This window comes from Aeromicrobium sp. CTD01-1L150 (genome assembly GCF_041951745.1).
In the GTDB taxonomy this organism is placed as follows: domain Bacteria; phylum Actinomycetota; class Actinomycetes; order Propionibacteriales; family Nocardioidaceae; genus Aeromicrobium.
The window spans coordinates 2,366,101-2,381,661 of record NZ_CP169555.1 but is presented as its reverse complement, the minus strand read 5'-3'; the positions used below and the strand labels follow the sequence as shown (position 1 = coordinate 2,381,661).

Below are 15,561 nucleotides of genomic sequence, written 5' to 3'. Positions count from 1 at the left end.
AGGTAGGACTTGTTGCCGCGCGACCCCGTTGCTCCTACACTCTGTAGTAATTACTACGAACAGTAGTAGTGAGGAGATCTGATGGAAGCGCTGGAGATCGCACGGTGGCAGTTCGGGATCACCACCGTCTACCACTTCTTCTTCGTCCCGATCACCATCGGCCTGGTCTTCCTCGTCGCGATCCTGCAGACGGCATGGCACCGCACGGGTGACGAGCGATACCTGCGCCTCACCCGCTTCTACGGAAAGCTCTTCCTGATCAACTTCGCGATGGGCATCGCGACCGGGATCGTGCAGGAGTTCCAGTTCGGGATGAACTGGAGTGACTACTCGCGCTTCGTCGGCGACGTCTTCGGCGCCCCGCTGGCGATCGAGGGGCTGCTCGCCTTCTTCATGGAGTCGACCTTCCTCGGCCTGTGGATCTTCGGCTGGGACAGGCTCAAGCCCGCCCTGCACCTGGCCTGCATCTGGATCGCCGCGATCGGCACCGTGCTCTCGGCCTACTTCATCCTCGCCGCCAACTCCTTCATGCAGAACCCCGTCGGGTTCGCCATGAACGAGGAGGCCGGTCGCGCCGAGCTCACCGACTTCTGGGCGGTCATGACCAACAAGGTCGTGCTGGCGACGTTCCCGCACACGATCTTCGCCTGCTTCATGGTGGGCGGAGCCCTGATGGCCGGCGTCGCGATGTGGCACATGATCCGGCGGCCCGAGCGGGACCTGGAGGCCTTCCGCACGGCCATGAGACTGGGCGCCGTCACACTGCTCGTCTCGGGCCTGGGCACGATGATCAGCGGTGACTTCCAGGGCAAGGTGATGACCGAGGTCCAGCCGATGAAGATGGCCGCTGCCGAAGGGCTGTACGAGGATGAGGCTCCCGCGCCGTTCTCGCTGCTGACCATCGGCACACTCGACGGCCGCGAGCCGGTCCTCGAGCTGCAGGTGCCGCACCTGCTGTCCTACCTGGGCACGGGGACGTGGGACGGCGAGGTTCGCGGCATCGACTCGCTCCAGGCGGAGTACACCGAGCTCTACGGCCCGGGTGACTACGCGCCCAACGTCCCGGTCACCTACTGGACCTTCCGGATGATGATCACCGCAGGCGCTCTGGCGATGCTCGCCGGCGCATGGATGCTGTGGGCCACGCGGAGCCGATTCTTGCCGCCCACGGCCCGGCACCCCCGCCTGCCCGATCCCCACAGTCGCGAGGGGCGCTGGCTGCTGCGCGCCGCCGTCGTCCTGCCGTTCCTGCCGCTGGCCGCCAACTCCTTCGGCTGGATCTTCACCGAGATGGGACGTCAGCCCTGGGTGGTGTTCGGCCTCATGCCCACCGAGGCCGGTGTGTCGCCGAGCGTGGGTGCGGGGACCGTCCTGACATCGCTCATCGCCTTCACCGCGCTGTACGCGGTGCTCGCCGCCGTCGAGCTCAAGCTCCTGCTCACCACCATCGGCAAGGGCCTGCCCGACGCCGATCCGCCCGAGCAGGTCGACGACCCCGACGCGCCGCTCGCCTACGCCTACTGAGTCCTCAGAACCTGAGTACACCGAGAAGGGGAGGGAGCCATGGAGCTCACCACCGTCTGGTTCATCGTGATCGCCTTCCTGTGGGTCGGCTACCTCGTCCTCGAGGGCTTCGACTTCGGGGTCGGCATGCTGACCGTGCTGCTGGCTCGCGATGAGAAGGAACGCCGCGTCCTGATCAACACCATCGGGCCGGTGTGGGACGGCAACGAGGTCTGGTTGATCGTCGCCGGCGGCGCGACGTTCGCCGCCTTCCCGGAGTGGTACGCGACGCTGTTCAGCGGGTTCTACCTGCCGTTGCTGCTCATCCTGCTCGCGCTGATCGTGCGGATCGTCGGGCTGGACTACCGCAGCAAGCGCCCCGACGCGCTGTGGCGCCGTCGCTGCGACCTCGGGATCGTCATCGGCTCCGTCGTGCCGGCCCTGCTGTGGGGCGTCGCGCTCGCCAACATCGTCGGCGGGGTGCCGATCGATGCGGACAAGGAGTACGTCGGCACGGTGCTCGACCTGCTGAACCCCTACGGCGTGCTCGGCGGCCTCGTCACCGTCAGCGTCTTCCTGGTCCACGGCGCGGTGTTCGTGGGGCTCAAGACCGTCGGCGACATCCGTGCGCGGGCCCGCGTGCTCGCCCTTCGTTCCGGCGGGGTCGCGGCTGTGCTGACGGTGGTGTTCATCGTGTGGACGGCCTCGCGCGGTGACAGCCTGGCGCCGTGGGTCATCGGGGGAGTGGCTGCCGGTGCGTTCGGCGGTGGGATGCTGGCGGTGCTGCTCCGACGCGAGGGCTGGGCGTTCACCGGCACCGCCGTGGCCATCGCGGGAGTGGTGGTCATGCTGTTCACGGCCTTGTTCCCCAACGTCATGGTCTCCTCCCTGGACCCGGCCTGGAGCCTGACCACGGCGAACGCGTCCTCGACCTCCTACACGCTGACGATCATGTCGTGGACGGCAGCGGTCTTCACGCCCCTGGTGATCGGCTACCAGGCGTGGTCGTACTGGGTCTTCCGCAAGCGCATCGGCACGCACCACATCCCGGACGACGAGCTGGCCGAGGCCGTGCCGTCGGGCACCACGGGCGCGACGCGATGAGACCCCTCGACCCACGGCTCCTGCGACGCTCGCGCACCGTCCGCGGGTTCCTCGCGGCGTGCATCGCCCTGGGGGTGCTCACGGCGGGACTGCTGGTGGCGCAGGCCTGGCTGCTGGCCGCCGTCGTGGACGCGCTGTTCACCGGGGACACCGTGCTCGTGGTCGCGGCCGGGCTCGCCGCCGTGGTGGCGGTCCGCGGACTCGTGGCCTGGGCGACCTCGACGACGTCGGCGCGCGCCTCGGTCGCCGTGCGCACCGGGCTCCGGCACGACCTCCTGGACCACCTGCTCGACCCCCGACGGGTCGGGCAGGTGCCACAGAGCGCCCGCTTCAGCGCCCTGCTCGGGGGCGGTCTGGACAAGCTCGACGGTTACGTCGCCCGGTTTCTGCCGCAGGTGGTCCTCGTGGGGATCGTCCCGGCCGTCGTGGTCGTGGCGCTCGCCGTGGCCGACGTCCTGACCGCCGTCATCGTGGTCCTCACGGTGCCCCTGGTGGTGGTCTTCCTCGTGCTGGTGGGCCTGGTGACGCGGGACCGGCTGGACCGGCGTTGGGGTGAGCTGGGACGGCTCGGTCGGCACTTCTCCGACGTGCTCGACGGGATCGTCGTGCTCAAGTCGTTCGGTCGTGACCAGGAGCGGGGTCTGCGCGAGAGCGGCCAGCGCCATCGTCGGGCGACCATGACCTCGCTGCGGACGGCCTTCCTGTCCTCACTGGTCCTGGAGCTGTTCTCGACTCTCTCGGTCGCTCTCGTGGCGGTGAGCACGGGCCTGCGGCTGGTCGCCGGGGACCTCGACCTGATGACCGGGCTGTTCGTCATCGTGCTGGCTCCCGAGGCCTACCTGCCGCTGCGACGCCTCGGGGCGAGCTTTCACGACAGCGTCGATGGTGCAACCGTGGCGCAGGAGGCCATGGACCTGCTCGAGTCCGGCCGCACGAGCGGCTGGGCGGCGGTCCCCGACGATGCCGACATCGTGCTGGAGAACGTCGAGGTGACGCATACCGGACGCACCCGGCCCGCGCTCCGTGTGCCCCACGACGTGATCCGGCCCGGCGAGTTCGTGGCCGTCACCGGGCCGTCGGGCTCAGGCAAGTCGACCTTGCTGGCGGTGCTCCTCGGCTTCGTGCAGCCCACCGCCGGTCAGGTCCGGGTGGGCGCCTTCGAGCTCGACCAGCTGGACGTCGAGGCGTGGCGCCGGGGCATCGCCTGGGTACCGCAGCGTCCTGGCCTGCTGGCGGGGACCATCGCCGACAACGTCCGCCTGGGCGATCCCGCCGCCGACGACGCTGCGGTCCTGGCAGCCCTGCGCGACGCGGGCGCCGACGACCTGGTCCCCGACCGTGAGGTGGATGAGGCCGGCAGCAGCCTGTCGGCGGGGGAGCGGCGCCGCGTCGGCATCGCCCGTGCCCTGCTGAGGGTGCGCGCCGGAGCCGTGCGCCTGCTGCTGCTCGATGAGCCCACTGCTGGTCTGGACGAGCGTCGGGAGAGTGCGGTGCTCGGTGTTCTCTGCGCGCTCCACGTCACGGTGGTCGTCGTCTCCCACCGGCCCGAGGCGGTGCACGTCGCCGGACGGGAGATCCGGCTCCAGGCGCCCACCCCGGTCAGCGGGGGGCGGGTCCAGTCATGAGGGGGCGCCTGGTCCTGGGGTTCGCGCTCGCGGCAGCCGCCCAGATGAGCTCTGTCGCGCTGCTGCTGACGTCCGGCTGGCTGATCGTGCGGGCCGCCGAGCAGCCGCCGGTGCTGTACCTGCTGGTGGCGGTGACGTCGGTGCGGATGTTCGGCGTCACGCGGGCTGCCGCACGCTACGCCGAGCGGCTGCTCACCCACGACGTCGCGCTCGAGCGCGCCGTCGACACGCGTGTCGCGGCCTACCGGGCGCTGGAGCGGGTGGCGCCCGCCGGGCTGGCGGGGGTGCGCCACGGTGACGTCGTGCACCGTGTGGTCCAGGACGTCGAACGGTCGCAGGACCGGCTCCTGAGGATCCGTCTCCCGTGGGTCTCGTCCGTGGCCACGGTCACCGTGGTGGTGGCTGTGACTGCATGGTTGCTGCCGTCGGTCGGGCTCGTGCTCGGTGTGCAGGCGGTGCTGGTGGCGGCCGTGGTCCGCTGGTGGGTGCCTCGCGTGGTGCGTCGCGTCCAGGCGCCCACCGACCTGCTCGCGGGAGGAGCCACCGAGCTCGCCCGGGTGGCGCCCGACCTGCTCGCCTACGGCTCCTCGCGCGGCCGTTGCGAGCGCGCCCACGACGCCGTGGACGCACTGTCGCGACGCGGCCGACACGACGCCTGGACACAGGGGGCCGGAACTTCGCTCGTCCTGACGTCCACGGCCGTCGCCCTGGCGCTCGCGGTCGCGCTGACGGCAATGGCCGACATTCCCGCGGTCTTCGTCGGGGTGCTCGTGCTCGCCCCGATCGGTCTGGCCGAGGTGCTGGACCAGCTGGTCGAGGCCGAGCGCCACCGGCCGGTGGTCGAGGGCGCTGAACGTCGGCTCACCGAGCTCCAGGAGATGCCGGTACCGATCGAGGAGCCGGCTGATCCTGTGCCCGCGCCACCGGGCGCCGAGCTGGAGCTGGAGGGACTCGCGGTCGGCTGGGGCGGGAGTACCGTCGCCTCGGGCCTCTCGGCACGCCTGCCCGCTGGCGAGGTCCTGCTCGTGACCGGTCCCAGTGGCTCGGGCAAGAGCACCGTGGCCGTCACGCTCCTGCGTCTGCTGTCCCCCGTGGCCGGACGGGTGCGGCTCGGGGGAGTGGATGTGTCGATGCTGCGCGGTGTCGACGTCCGGCGACGCATCGGCCTCCTCGCCCAGGACGAGGCCGTCTTCGACACCACGATCCGCGAGAACCTGCGCATCGCCGACCCCGGAGCCGACGACGACGCCCTGCGCCGCGCCCTGGAGCGGGCCGGACTGCTCGGCTTCGTCGACTCCCTGCCCGAGGGACTCGACACCCCGGTCGGCGAGGGCGGCGGCCGCTTGTCCGGTGGTGAGCGTCAGCGGCTCGGCCTCGCGCGGCTGCTGCTGGCCGAGCACGACGTCCTCGTCCTCGACGAGCCCACCGAGCACCTCGACGAGCCGACGGCGCAGGCGCTGCTGGATGACCTCGCCGACCTGACGCCGGAGCACTCGCTGGTCGTCATCACGCACAGCCCGACCGTCCTGGAACGGTTCGCCGGGGCCGGTCGGCTGCGCGTCGAGTCGCCGGCGCCGCTCAGGGGGTCGGCTCCAGAGGCTGTCCCGTCTCCAGCACGGTCTTGAGGCCCGAGAGGACCCATGGCCAGCCGCCGCCCCCCTCTGCCATGGGATCGGGGTTGCCGGCGACCTGCTGTGCCGTGGCGGGTCGGCCGGTCAGGTCGTGGGTGAGGGTCAGTCGCGTGACGCCCTCGGCGGACTTCTCCACGTCCCACGTCACCGTGCCGGGTGTCTCGTCCTCGATCCAGACGGGAGCCCAGGTCTGCACGAGCCGACGCGGCGGGTCGGACTCGATGACCTCGCCGGTGACGACGATCTCCGGCATCCCCAGCGACACCATCTCCTCGCTGGCTCGGTGCTCGTAGTGGCCTCCGGGGCGCAGGTCGTATGAGACGTCGCCGGTGTACCCGTAGAGCCGGCTGAACTGGGGGGTGGTGATCGCCTCCCAGACCTTCTCGGGGCTGGCGTTGATGAAGATGCGGTGGATCTGGATCTCGCTCATGTCTGGTTCTCCAGTGCTTTCTTGAGGTCGAGCAGCGCGGAGGCCCGCGCTGCCGTGTACTTGTCGATCCAGCGGTCGTGGATCGCCTGGATCGGGACGGCGTTGAGGAAGTACCTCCTGGTCCGTCCCTCCTTGCGGGTCGTGATCAACTGCGCGTCCTCGAGCAGCCGCAGGTGCTTGGCCACGCCGAACCGAGTCATCTCGGTGTGCTCGCGCACCACCTGCTCGAGCTCGGTCTGGTTCTGGCCGTCCTGGGCGAACAATGCGTCCAGGAGCGTTCGGCGGGTGGGATCCGCGAGCGCCTTGAACACCAGGTCGTCATCGGTCACGTCCTGACAATAGGTGACTAAATGGTCACATGTCTAGTAGTCGAGTGGATCGATGGCTCCGCCACGCCCGAGCCGTGACTGCGTGTCCCGCTGCGCCGGAGGCACCGCCTAGGGTTGCGGTGTGACCACTGAGCTTCTCGTCGCCCTCATCGCCCTCGCCGTCGTCGTCCTGGGTGGTGGTGGCGCCCTGCTGGTGCGTCGCGGCGGGCGCACCGAGATGCCGCCGCCGAGCGAGCTGGACGCGATCACCGGGGAGGTCATCGGTCACCCGGAGCACCCGGAGCCGCACCTCGAGTCTGAGGACGAGCCCGGCGGGGGTGCCGGGCCGTGGGCGGCCGAGGACGAGCCCGGCGGGGGTGCCGGGCCGTGGGCGGCCGAGGACGAGCCCGGCGGGGGTGCCGGGCCGTGGGCGGCCGAGGACGAGCCCGGCGGGGGTGCCGGGCCGTGGGCGGCCGATGGGGAGCCCGGGTCCGACGTCGGCACCTCGACCATCGAACGCCCCGAGGCACCGAGAGGCCGGCTCGTGCGGCTGCGCGAGCGTCTCTCGCGCTCCAACTCCTCGCTGGGACGCGGTCTGCTGGCCGTCCTCGGCCGGGCCGATCTCGACGAGGCGGCCTGGGAGGAGCTGGAGGACACGCTGCTCGCCGCCGACGTCGGTGTCGGTCCCACGACCGAGCTCGTGGAGAACCTTCGTACCCGGGTCAGGGTCGAGGGCATCGACGACCCCGAGCGCGCCAAGGCCGCCCTGCGCGAGGAGCTCGTCGCGCTCGTCGACCCGTCGATGGACCGCTCCCTGAAGGCCACGGGCGACGGCGCTCCCGGTGTGGTGCTCGTCGTCGGCGTCAACGGCACCGGCAAGACCACCACCGTCGGCCGGCTGGCCCGGGTGCTTGTCGCCGAGGAGCGTTCCGTCGTGCTCGGCGCTGCGGATACCTTCCGCGCGGCGGCCGCCGACCAGCTCCAGACCTGGGGGGAGCGGGTGGGTGTGCCCACCGTGCGCGGCCCCGAGGGTGGCGACCCGGCGAGCGTCGGGTTCGAGGCCGTCCAGCGCGGCGTGGCCGACGGCGTCGACACCGTGCTCGTCGACACTGCCGGCCGTCTGCACACCAAGGCCGGTCTCATGGACGAGCTCGGCAAGGTCAAGCGCGTGGCCGAGAAGCAGGCCCCCATCACCGAGGTCCTCCTCGTCATCGACGCCACCACTGGCCAGAACGGGCTGCGCCAGGCGCAGGTCTTCGGCGAGGTCGTGGACGTCACCGGCGTCGTCCTCACCAAGCTCGACGGCACCGCCAAGGGCGGCATCGTCGTCGCCGTGCAGCGTGAGCTCGGCGTGCCGGTCAAGTTCGTCGGTCTCGGCGAGGGTGCCGACGACCTCGCGCCGTTCGATGCCGAGGAGTTCGTGGACGCGCTGCTGGAGTGAGGATTCAGCGCCTCGGCTAGGGTTGAATCCGCCCACCCGGCGAGTGTCCGACCACGACTACCCCCGACCACGACTGCCCCCACCACGACTGCCTGGAGTACCTCCCCGCATGTTCGACAGCCTGCAAGACCGACTGCAGTCGGCGTTCAAGAACCTGCGTGGCAAGGGTCGGCTCAGTGAGGCCGACATCGACGCCACCGCGCGCGAGATCCGTCTCGCGCTGCTGGATGCCGACGTCGCCGTGCCCGTGGTGCGCGCCTTCATCGGCCGCATCAAGGAACGGGCGGGTGGAGAAGAGGTCAGCGGTGCGCTCAACCCGGCGCAGCAGGTCATCAAGATCGTCAACGAGGAGCTCATCGGCATCCTCGGTGGCGAGACCCGGCGTGTCCGGTTCGCCAAGAACCCGCCGACGGTCATCATGCTCGCCGGACTGCAGGGCGCGGGCAAGACGACGCTCGCCGGCAAGCTGGCTCACTGGCTGAAGCAGGAGGGCAACAGCCCCATGCTGGTGGCGGCCGATCTCCAGCGCCCCAACGCGGTGAACCAGCTTCAGGTGGTCGGTGAGCGCGCCGGCGTCACCGTCTTCGCGCCCGAGCCGGGCAACACCAGCGAGTCCACCGACGGGGAGGCGGAGGGCACTGTCGGTGATCCGGTCGCCGTCGCCCGCGACGCCGTGGCCGAGGCCCGCCGATCCTTGCACGACGTCGTCATCGTCGACACCGCCGGCCGCCTGGGCATCGACGCCGAGCTCATGAAGCAGGCCTCCGACATCCGCGACGCGGTGAACCCCGATGAGGTCCTGTTCGTCCTGGACGCGATGATCGGCCAGGACGCCGTGCAGGTGGCCCAGGCCTTCGCCGAGGGCGTCGACTTCACCGGCGCCGTGCTGACCAAGCTCGACGGCGACGCCCGTGGTGGTGCGGCGCTCTCGATCCGGGAGGTCACCGGTCGGCCGATCATGTTCGCGTCCACCGGCGAGGGCCTCACCGACTTCGAGGTCTTCCACCCCGACCGGATGGCCTCGCGCATCCTCGACATGGGCGACATGCTCACCCTCATCGAGCAGGCCGAGAAGGTCTACGACGCCGAACGGGCCGAGCAGGACGCCGCACGCCTCATGGGTGGGCAGTTCACGCTCTCGGACTTCCTGCAGCAGATGGAAGCCATGGCCAAGATGGGCTCGATGTCCAAGCTGATGGGCATGCTGCCGGGGATGGGTCAGTACAAGGAGCAGCTGGCCAACTTCGACGAGCGGGAGATCGACCGGATCAAGGCGATCATCCGATCCATGACGCCCGCCGAGCGCGACAACCCCAAGATCATCGACGGCTCACGCCGCAAGCGCATCAGCGGCGGCTCGGGCACCACGGTGCAGGACGTCAACCAGCTGCTCTCCCGCTTCGCCGACGCCAGCAAGATGATGCAGCAGATGGCCAAGGGCGGCGGTATGCCCGGTATGCCGGGTGCGGGCGGCATGCCCGGGATGCCCGGTGGCCCGGGCAAGCGCGCCGCGGCCCGCCAGAAGCCGCAGCCAAAGAAGAAGAAGGGTCGCAAGGGTTCGGGAAACCCGGCCAAACGGGCGCAGCAGGAGCGCGAGGCGGCCAAGGCGCGCGAGGCCAAGCAGGCCGGCGGTGCCGGGGCCTTCGGGTTCGACGACAAGAACGACGACTTCGAGCTGCCCAAGGAGCTCAAGGACCTGCTCTGATCGGGTCGTTCCCCGGACGCGCCCCCACGCACTGTTCGCCTGACCCAGGTCACCGACAGATCGCACTCGAGAGAAGTGTCGGCGCTCGAGTATATGTTTGATTCATGACCTCGACGGACGCCCTGCTGGACACCGCGGCCGATGCCGCGCGCGCCGCCAATGCGGCGGCTGCCACGCAGATGCGGGCCATGTACGCGTTCGTCGCTGCGCGCCGGTCCGATGCGGTGGCCCGCGGCGAGTCGCCGGCCGGGGTCGAGGAGGTCGCCCAGGTGGCGGTCGAGGAGCTCGCCGTGGAGCTGCAGGCCTCGTCCCTGTGGGTGCAGCACCGACTCCACGTGGCTGAGACGCTGGCGAGCGACCTGCCGTTGACCGGCGCCGCCCACGGCGACGGCGTGCTGGACGACGCCAGGGTCCGGGCGATCGCCTCGGCTGCCTGGCGGCTCCGCCGGCCCGAGTCGCTGCTGGAGCTGGACGCCCGGGCCCCGGGCTACGCGGCCGAGCACACCCTGGCCCAGCTGCGGCAGTGGCTGCGCCGGCTCGTAGCGCGTCTCGAGCCTGATCTCGTGGCCGAGCGCCGCAAGGACGCGCAGGCACGACGCGGAGTGTGGTTCAGCCACGACGACGACGCCATGGCCATGCTGAACGCCTACATCCCGGCTGCCGACGCGCTGCTGCTCGAACGAGAGCTGACCATCGCCGCCAAGGCCGTCCGTGGTGGTGACGCCCGCACCCTCGAGCAGGTCCGCGCCGACCTGCTCATCGACCGCCTCCTCGGCCGCACGGCAGCCGAGCCCGCTGGACGTGGACGCTTCCACATCGGTGTCACTGTCCCCCTCGAGACCCTGCTCGGCCTGTCCGCTGAGCCTGGCAGATCGGTCGACGGCCGCTTGAGCCTGGACCCGGAGCTGGTCCGCGAGCTCGCCGCCGTGCCCGGGACCCTCTTCTCCCGTGTCGTCACCGACCCCACCGGCGGCGTGCTCGACGTGACAGAGCTCGGGAGGTTCCCCACCGCCACGCTCGAGCGAGCTCTGGTGCTGGTGGACGGGACCTGCGTGTTCCCCACCTGCAGCGCGCCGGCCGTCAGCTGCGACACCGACCACGAGCAGCCCCACCCACGGGGGCCCACCGACGGCACCAACCTGTGGCACCTGTGCCGAAGGCACCATCGTTTCAAGACCAGAGGAAGAGTCACCACCTTCGTCGGCTCCGACGGCCAGCACCGCTGGAGGCTGCCCAGCAGGGTGCTCGCCTCCAGGACCCACCTGCGGCGCGCCTTCACCGCCTCCAGCAGCCTTGAGGCACGTATTGCCGGACTCATCGACGTCGAGTACGTCGCTGCCGCGTGATGAAGGGCGCTGACCCGCCCTGATGCGGCTCAGGTCTCGCGCAGGAACCGCTCTGCACGGTCCTTGGGTCGGCCGATGATGGCGCGGTCCCCGCGGATCAGGACGGGACGTTCCATGAGGCGCGGGTGCTGCACCAGCACGTCGGCCACCTGCTCGGGGGTCGTGTGGGCGTCGGGGTCCAGGCCCTGCTCCTTGAAGTACTTGTCCTTGCGAACGAGGTCAGCGGGAGCGTCCTGAAGGATGCGCAGGAGGTCGAGGATCTCCGGACGGGTGAGCGGAGTCTTCAGGTACTGCACCACCTCGGGTTCGGCACCGGCCGCACGGGCGGCGTCGACGGCGTGCCGGGAGGTGGAGCAGGCGGTGTGGTGCAGGATGCGCAGGGAGTCGTCGGCCATCCCCCCACGATAGGTGCCGGTGGTGGACGGCCTGGCTCAGGCGAGCGAACGCACCACGGCGGTGACGCTGCGCACGACGTCCTCGGGGTCGAAGCGGTCCGGATCGGCGACGACCAGACGCCCCAGGTGCTCCATCGCCCCCACGATCCCGTGGGCGAGGACGTCGGCATCGACGGCACCGCGACTGGCCGCCGGCGTGCGGGCCACGACGGAGGAGACGAGGGCGACCACCTCGTCGCGGGTGGCGTCGATGCGCTCGCGCACGACGTCCGGCGTGTTGCCGGGGGACAGGAGTATGGGCCGCCAGGTGAGTGGGTCGTGCCGCATCTCGGCCAGGAGTGCGCGGGCGGCGTCACCGACGGCAGCGGCCGGGTCGGCGGGGTCGATCGAGGACGGCAGGAGCTCCATGAGCCGCCGTCCGGCGCGCTCCTGCTGGCGGTCGAGCAGTGCCTGCAGGACTCCCCGCAGCCCGTCGAACGCCCCGTACACCACCGGGCGGGTCACCTGGGCCTCGCGGGCCACGGCATCAACGGTGACCGCGCCGTACCCCTCGCGCACGATGATCGCGAGCGCCGCGTCCATGAGCTGTTCGCGGCGCTGCTCGAGCGGCATCCGCCGGGCGTACGGCCGGCGTGTGGGGGAGGCGGAGGTGGTCACGACGCCACCGTACGGCACCCTTGACGCCAATTGCTACACGGGTGTAGTAATTGGTCATGGGAATCCTGCGCAGGCCTCGCCGCCCCGAGATCACACCCCATGAGGACTACGGCTTCTTTGGGCCGGACTCGGTCACCTGGAAGGTGTGGTCCTACCCCACCTCCATGACCATCGGCTTCCAGCGGGCCGTCGTCGTCGAGGAGCTCGACCCGCCGCTGGTCGCCTCGGTCACCAAGACGCGAGGCATCTACGACAGGCCGCGCACGCGGTACGACCGCACACTGCGCTACTTCGCGATGGTCGCCTTCGCCGACACGCGCTCGGTGAGCAAGGCCGCGGACATCCTGGTCAAGGTGCACAGCAAGGGCATCGGTACGGACCCTGTGACCGGCCAGCGGTACGACGCCAACGACCCGGACTCCCAGCTGTGGATCCAGCTCACCGGGTGGCACTCCATCCTGCTGGCCTACGAGCGCTATGGACCAGGGAGGCTCAGTGCGCAGGAGGAGGCGCAGTACTGGGCGGAGTGCGCCGTGGCCGCGGAGCTCCAGACCTGCTCTCCCGAGGACGTCCCCCGCACGCGAGAGGAGCTGCGGGCCTACTACGAGCGCAAGCGGCCCGAGCTCATCGTGTCCGACATCGCCGAGGACGCCATGACCCACCTGCTCCACGGCGAGGTGCTCATCCCCGACGGTCGTTCGCCCGACCTCCTGGTCCGGCGCCTCGTGGCGCGCCTCATCGGTCGTGGCACCGTCGCGACCCTCCCGCGATGGGTGCGTCAGGAGGCCGGCCTGCCACGCTCGCGTGTCGTCGACGCCATCGTGCGGCCGGTGCTGCGCATCGGGTTCGCGCTCGCGGATCGGAGCCGTCGGTTCAAGCTCGCGATCGTCTCGCAGCTCTCGCCCATGACGCGTGATGTCGTCGCGCCGATCTTCCACGACGTCGCACCGCTCGAGCCCGTCGTCCGTACCCCCGCGCAGGCCCGCGAGCGCTACGGCTACGACCGCCCGCGTGATGCCCATCGTGAGCTGCGTGAGCGCCAGGAGCGGCGCGTCTTCGGTGATGGTGAGGCGCCGAGCGAGGAGGGCATCGTGGAGTCCGAGCCCGTGCTGGGTGCGATCGCCCGCTGACGATCTACGGTGATCGCATGAGTCATGTGCGCTACGACGTCGACGACGCCGTCGTCACCATCACCCTCGACCGCCCAGAGGTGCGCAATGCCGTCGACGGGCCGATGGCTGCCGAGCTCCGTGAGGCGTTCCTGACCTTCGAGCACGACGAATCGCTGGCCGTCGCGGTCCTGCACGGCGCCGGGGGGACGTTCTGCGCCGGCGCCGACCTCTCGGCCGTCGACGAGCCCGCCAGGCAGCACGAGCTGGACCCCACCGGCGGTGGCACCGGCCCGATGGGGCCGACGCGACTGGCGTTGAGCAAGCCCGTCGTCGCCGCCGTGTCCGGTCACGCGGTGGCCGGCGGGCTGGAGCTGGCCCTGCTGGCGGACCTGAGGGTCGTGGAGGAGGACGCCGTGTTCGGCGTGTTCTGCCGCCGGTGGGGTGTGCCGCTCATCGACGGCGGCACCGTCCGGCTGCCCCGGATCGTCGGCCAGGGCCGTGCCCTCGACATGATCCTGACCGGCCGGCCCGTCGAGGCACACGAGGCGCTGCAGATGGGCCTGGCCAACCGAGTCGTGCCGCTGGGGGAGTCGCTCACGGTGGCTCATGGCATCGCCGAGCAGCTCGCGGAGTTCCCGCAGACCTGCCTGCGGGCTGACCGCGCCTCGACACTCGCCCAGTGGGACCTCGACCTCGCCGACGCGCTGCGCTCAGAGGGCGCCCACGGCGTGCCCGTGGTCGCTGCCGAGGGAGCCAGGGGCGCGGCCCGCTTCGTCGGGGGCGCCGGACGGCATGGCGCATTCTGAGCCGGACCGGATCAACAGGGTCTTCTGAGTGGCGTCGGGGTGAGTGGCGTCGGGGCGATTGGATGCTGCGGCCCGCCTCTGGCACAATGACCCATTGCGTCCGGGCCCGTGAGGACCCTCTCAGCCACACGGAACCCGGCCCACCGACTTCGATGCGTCGCGTGCCCCACGCGCGGCGTCCCGTCATCACTTCGAGCACCAAGGAGACACCACACTCGTGGCCGTCAAGATTCGCCTCAAGCGGATGGGCAAGATCCGCACGCCGTTCTACCGCATCGTCGTCGCCGACTCGCGCAAGAAGCGCGATGGTCGCGTGATCGAGGAGATCGGCACCTACAACCCCAAGACCGAGCCCTCCACCATCCATGTGGAGTCCGAGCGCGCCAAGTACTGGCTCGGGGTCGGCGCCCAGCCCACCGAGGCCGTCGCGGCGATCCTGAAGATCACCGGCGACATCGGTGGCCAGGCCAGCCTGAAGCAGCCCGAGCCCAAGACCGACAAGGCTGAGCTCTTCGACGCCGCTCTCAAGGAGATGCACGCCGAGCCCAAGGCCGCAGCCACCACCAAGAAGGCCAAGAAGGCCGACAAGGAGCCCAAGGCCGAGGAGCCGAAGGCTGAGGAGCCCAAGGCCGAGGAGTCCAAGGCGGAGGAGCCGAAGGCTGAGGAGTCCAAGGCGGAGCCTGCCGCCGAGGAGAAGGCCTGAGCATGACGTCGCAGACGCAGGAGGTCATCGAGCACCTCGTCTCCGGCATCGTCGACAACCCCGAAGACGTCGACGTCCGCACCAAGCAGACCCGGCGAGGTGACCTCTTCGAGGTACGCGTCAACCCCACCGACCTGGGCAAGGTCATCGGACGCCAGGGTCGCACGGCCACGGCGATCCGTACGGTCACCGCAGCGGTGGCCGGCTCGGCCCGTATCGACTTCGTCGACGTCGACCGACAGCGCTGAGGAGACCGTGGAGGTCGTCGTCGGCCGCGTCTCCCGAGCCCACGGGATCCGCGGTGAGCTGACGGTCCAGGTCCGCACCGACGAGCCCGAGCGCAGATTCGCGCCGGGCTCGTCGCTGTCTGGCGACGACGGTCCGCTCGAGGTCGCCGGGTCGCGCCGGCACTCCGGCCGACTGCTGGTGCGCTTCGTCGGCATCGAGGACCGCACCGCCGCCGAGGCACTGCACGGACAGCTCCTCAGGGCCGAGGTCGACCCTGCCGCCGTCCCCGAGGCCGATGATGAGTTCTACGACCACCAGCTGGTCGGTCTCGACGTCCGGCGCGGCACGGGTGAACGGATCGGCGTCGTCCGCGAGGTGACCCACCTGCCGGCCCAGGACCTGCTCGCGATCGACGTGGACGGTCGCGAGGTGCTCGTCCCGTTCGTGGAGGCACTCGTGCCCGACGTCGATCTGGCGGCCGGCACGCTCACCGTGGCCGACGTGCCGGGTCTGCTGGACCCCGACGAGGCCGAGGAGGCTCCATGACCGAAGGCCCAGTGCCGGAGG

At 70.6% G+C, this 15,561-nt stretch carries 16 protein-coding genes; 12 read left to right on the top strand and 4 right to left on the bottom strand.

The window, feature by feature from the left end:
- The first annotated feature begins 81 nt into the window (after nucleotides 1-81).
- From ACEVFP_RS11745 to cydC, 4 genes are read left to right on the top strand one after another with little or no spacing between them, the layout of a single operon-like run.
- The gene (locus ACEVFP_RS11745) at nucleotides 82-1,524 is read left to right on the top strand and encodes a cytochrome ubiquinol oxidase subunit I (RefSeq protein WP_374999650.1); all 1,443 of its coding nucleotides are present in this window, start codon (nucleotides 82-84) and stop codon (nucleotides 1,522-1,524) included.
- Nucleotides 1,525-1,563: 39 nt separating this feature from the next.
- Nucleotides 1,564-2,607 carry a cytochrome d ubiquinol oxidase subunit II gene (gene cydB / locus ACEVFP_RS11740; RefSeq protein ID WP_374999649.1) on the top strand — a complete coding sequence of 348 codons (1,044 nt, stop codon included), beginning with the start codon at nucleotides 1,564-1,566 and terminating at the stop codon, nucleotides 2,605-2,607.
- Nucleotides 2,604-4,232: a thiol reductant ABC exporter subunit CydD gene (gene cydD / locus ACEVFP_RS11735; RefSeq protein WP_374999648.1), complete on the top strand. Its 1,629-nt coding sequence runs from the start codon at nucleotides 2,604-2,606 to the stop codon at nucleotides 4,230-4,232. The genes cydB and cydD overlap by 4 nt, the downstream gene beginning before the upstream one ends.
- Complete coding sequence (gene cydC / locus ACEVFP_RS11730; protein WP_374999647.1) at nucleotides 4,229-5,857, top strand: thiol reductant ABC exporter subunit CydC; 1,629 nt, start codon at nucleotides 4,229-4,231, stop codon at nucleotides 5,855-5,857. The genes cydD and cydC overlap by 4 nt, the downstream gene beginning before the upstream one ends.
- Here cydC and ACEVFP_RS11725 read toward each other — a convergent pair.
- Complete coding sequence (locus ACEVFP_RS11725) at nucleotides 5,811-6,293, bottom strand: SRPBCC domain-containing protein (protein WP_374999646.1); 483 nt, start codon at nucleotides 6,291-6,293, stop codon at nucleotides 5,811-5,813. The two genes, cydC and ACEVFP_RS11725, sit on opposite strands and share 47 nt — an antisense overlap.
- Nucleotides 6,290-6,622, bottom strand: coding sequence for an ArsR/SmtB family transcription factor (locus ACEVFP_RS11720; RefSeq protein WP_374999645.1), 333 nt, complete (start codon nucleotides 6,620-6,622; stop codon nucleotides 6,290-6,292). The genes ACEVFP_RS11725 and ACEVFP_RS11720 overlap by 4 nt, the downstream gene beginning before the upstream one ends.
- A gap of 121 nt (nucleotides 6,623-6,743) precedes the next feature.
- On the opposite strand from ACEVFP_RS11720, the gene ftsY reads away from it, so the two are divergent.
- The 3 genes from ftsY to ACEVFP_RS11705 all read left to right on the top strand — a co-directional run bounded on the left by ftsY (nucleotide 6,744) and on the right by ACEVFP_RS11705 (nucleotide 11,093).
- Entirely contained in the window at nucleotides 6,744-8,042 is a 1,299-nt protein-coding gene (gene ftsY / locus ACEVFP_RS11715; RefSeq protein ID WP_374999644.1) for a signal recognition particle-docking protein FtsY, read from the top strand.
- Between the two features lie 109 nt (nucleotides 8,043-8,151).
- A complete protein-coding gene (gene ffh, locus ACEVFP_RS11710; protein WP_374999643.1) occupies nucleotides 8,152-9,747 on the top strand; it encodes a signal recognition particle protein in 1,596 nt (531 codons plus the stop codon).
- Between the two features lie 104 nt (nucleotides 9,748-9,851).
- Nucleotides 9,852-11,093 carry a DUF222 domain-containing protein gene (locus ACEVFP_RS11705; RefSeq protein WP_374999642.1) on the top strand — a complete coding sequence of 414 codons (1,242 nt, stop codon included), beginning with the start codon at nucleotides 9,852-9,854 and terminating at the stop codon, nucleotides 11,091-11,093.
- 29 nt (nucleotides 11,094-11,122) lie between these two features.
- Here ACEVFP_RS11705 and ACEVFP_RS11700 read toward each other — a convergent pair whose 3' ends face one another.
- Both ACEVFP_RS11700 and ACEVFP_RS11695 read right to left on the bottom strand, forming a co-directional pair.
- Nucleotides 11,123-11,488: an ArsC/Spx/MgsR family protein gene (locus ACEVFP_RS11700; RefSeq protein ID WP_374999641.1), complete on the bottom strand. Its 366-nt coding sequence runs from the start codon at nucleotides 11,486-11,488 to the stop codon at nucleotides 11,123-11,125.
- 36 nt (nucleotides 11,489-11,524) lie between these two features.
- Nucleotides 11,525-12,145, bottom strand: coding sequence for a TetR/AcrR family transcriptional regulator (locus ACEVFP_RS11695; RefSeq protein WP_374999640.1), 621 nt, complete (start codon nucleotides 12,143-12,145; stop codon nucleotides 11,525-11,527).
- 56 nt (nucleotides 12,146-12,201) lie between these two features.
- Between ACEVFP_RS11695 and ACEVFP_RS11690 the strand changes: the two genes are divergently transcribed.
- The 5 genes from ACEVFP_RS11690 to rimM all read left to right on the top strand — a co-directional run bounded on the left by ACEVFP_RS11690 (nucleotide 12,202) and on the right by rimM (nucleotide 15,540).
- Nucleotides 12,202-13,275: an oxygenase MpaB family protein gene (locus ACEVFP_RS11690; RefSeq protein WP_374999639.1), complete on the top strand. Its 1,074-nt coding sequence runs from the start codon at nucleotides 12,202-12,204 to the stop codon at nucleotides 13,273-13,275.
- Nucleotides 13,276-13,292: 17 nt separating this feature from the next.
- Nucleotides 13,293-14,063, top strand: a complete 771-nt coding sequence (locus ACEVFP_RS11685) for a crotonase/enoyl-CoA hydratase family protein (protein ID WP_374999638.1) — start codon at nucleotides 13,293-13,295, stop codon at nucleotides 14,061-14,063.
- A 217-nt stretch (nucleotides 14,064-14,280) separates the two neighbouring features.
- A complete protein-coding gene (gene rpsP / locus ACEVFP_RS11680) occupies nucleotides 14,281-14,766 on the top strand; it encodes a 30S ribosomal protein S16 (protein ID WP_374999637.1) in 486 nt (161 codons plus the stop codon).
- Between the two features lie 2 nt (nucleotides 14,767-14,768).
- Nucleotides 14,769-15,014: an RNA-binding protein gene (locus ACEVFP_RS11675; protein WP_374999636.1), complete on the top strand. Its 246-nt coding sequence runs from the start codon at nucleotides 14,769-14,771 to the stop codon at nucleotides 15,012-15,014.
- A gap of 7 nt (nucleotides 15,015-15,021) precedes the next feature.
- Nucleotides 15,022-15,540, top strand: a complete 519-nt coding sequence (gene rimM / locus ACEVFP_RS11670) for a ribosome maturation factor RimM (RefSeq protein ID WP_374999635.1) — start codon at nucleotides 15,022-15,024, stop codon at nucleotides 15,538-15,540.
- Nucleotides 15,541-15,561: the final 21 nt, after the last annotated feature.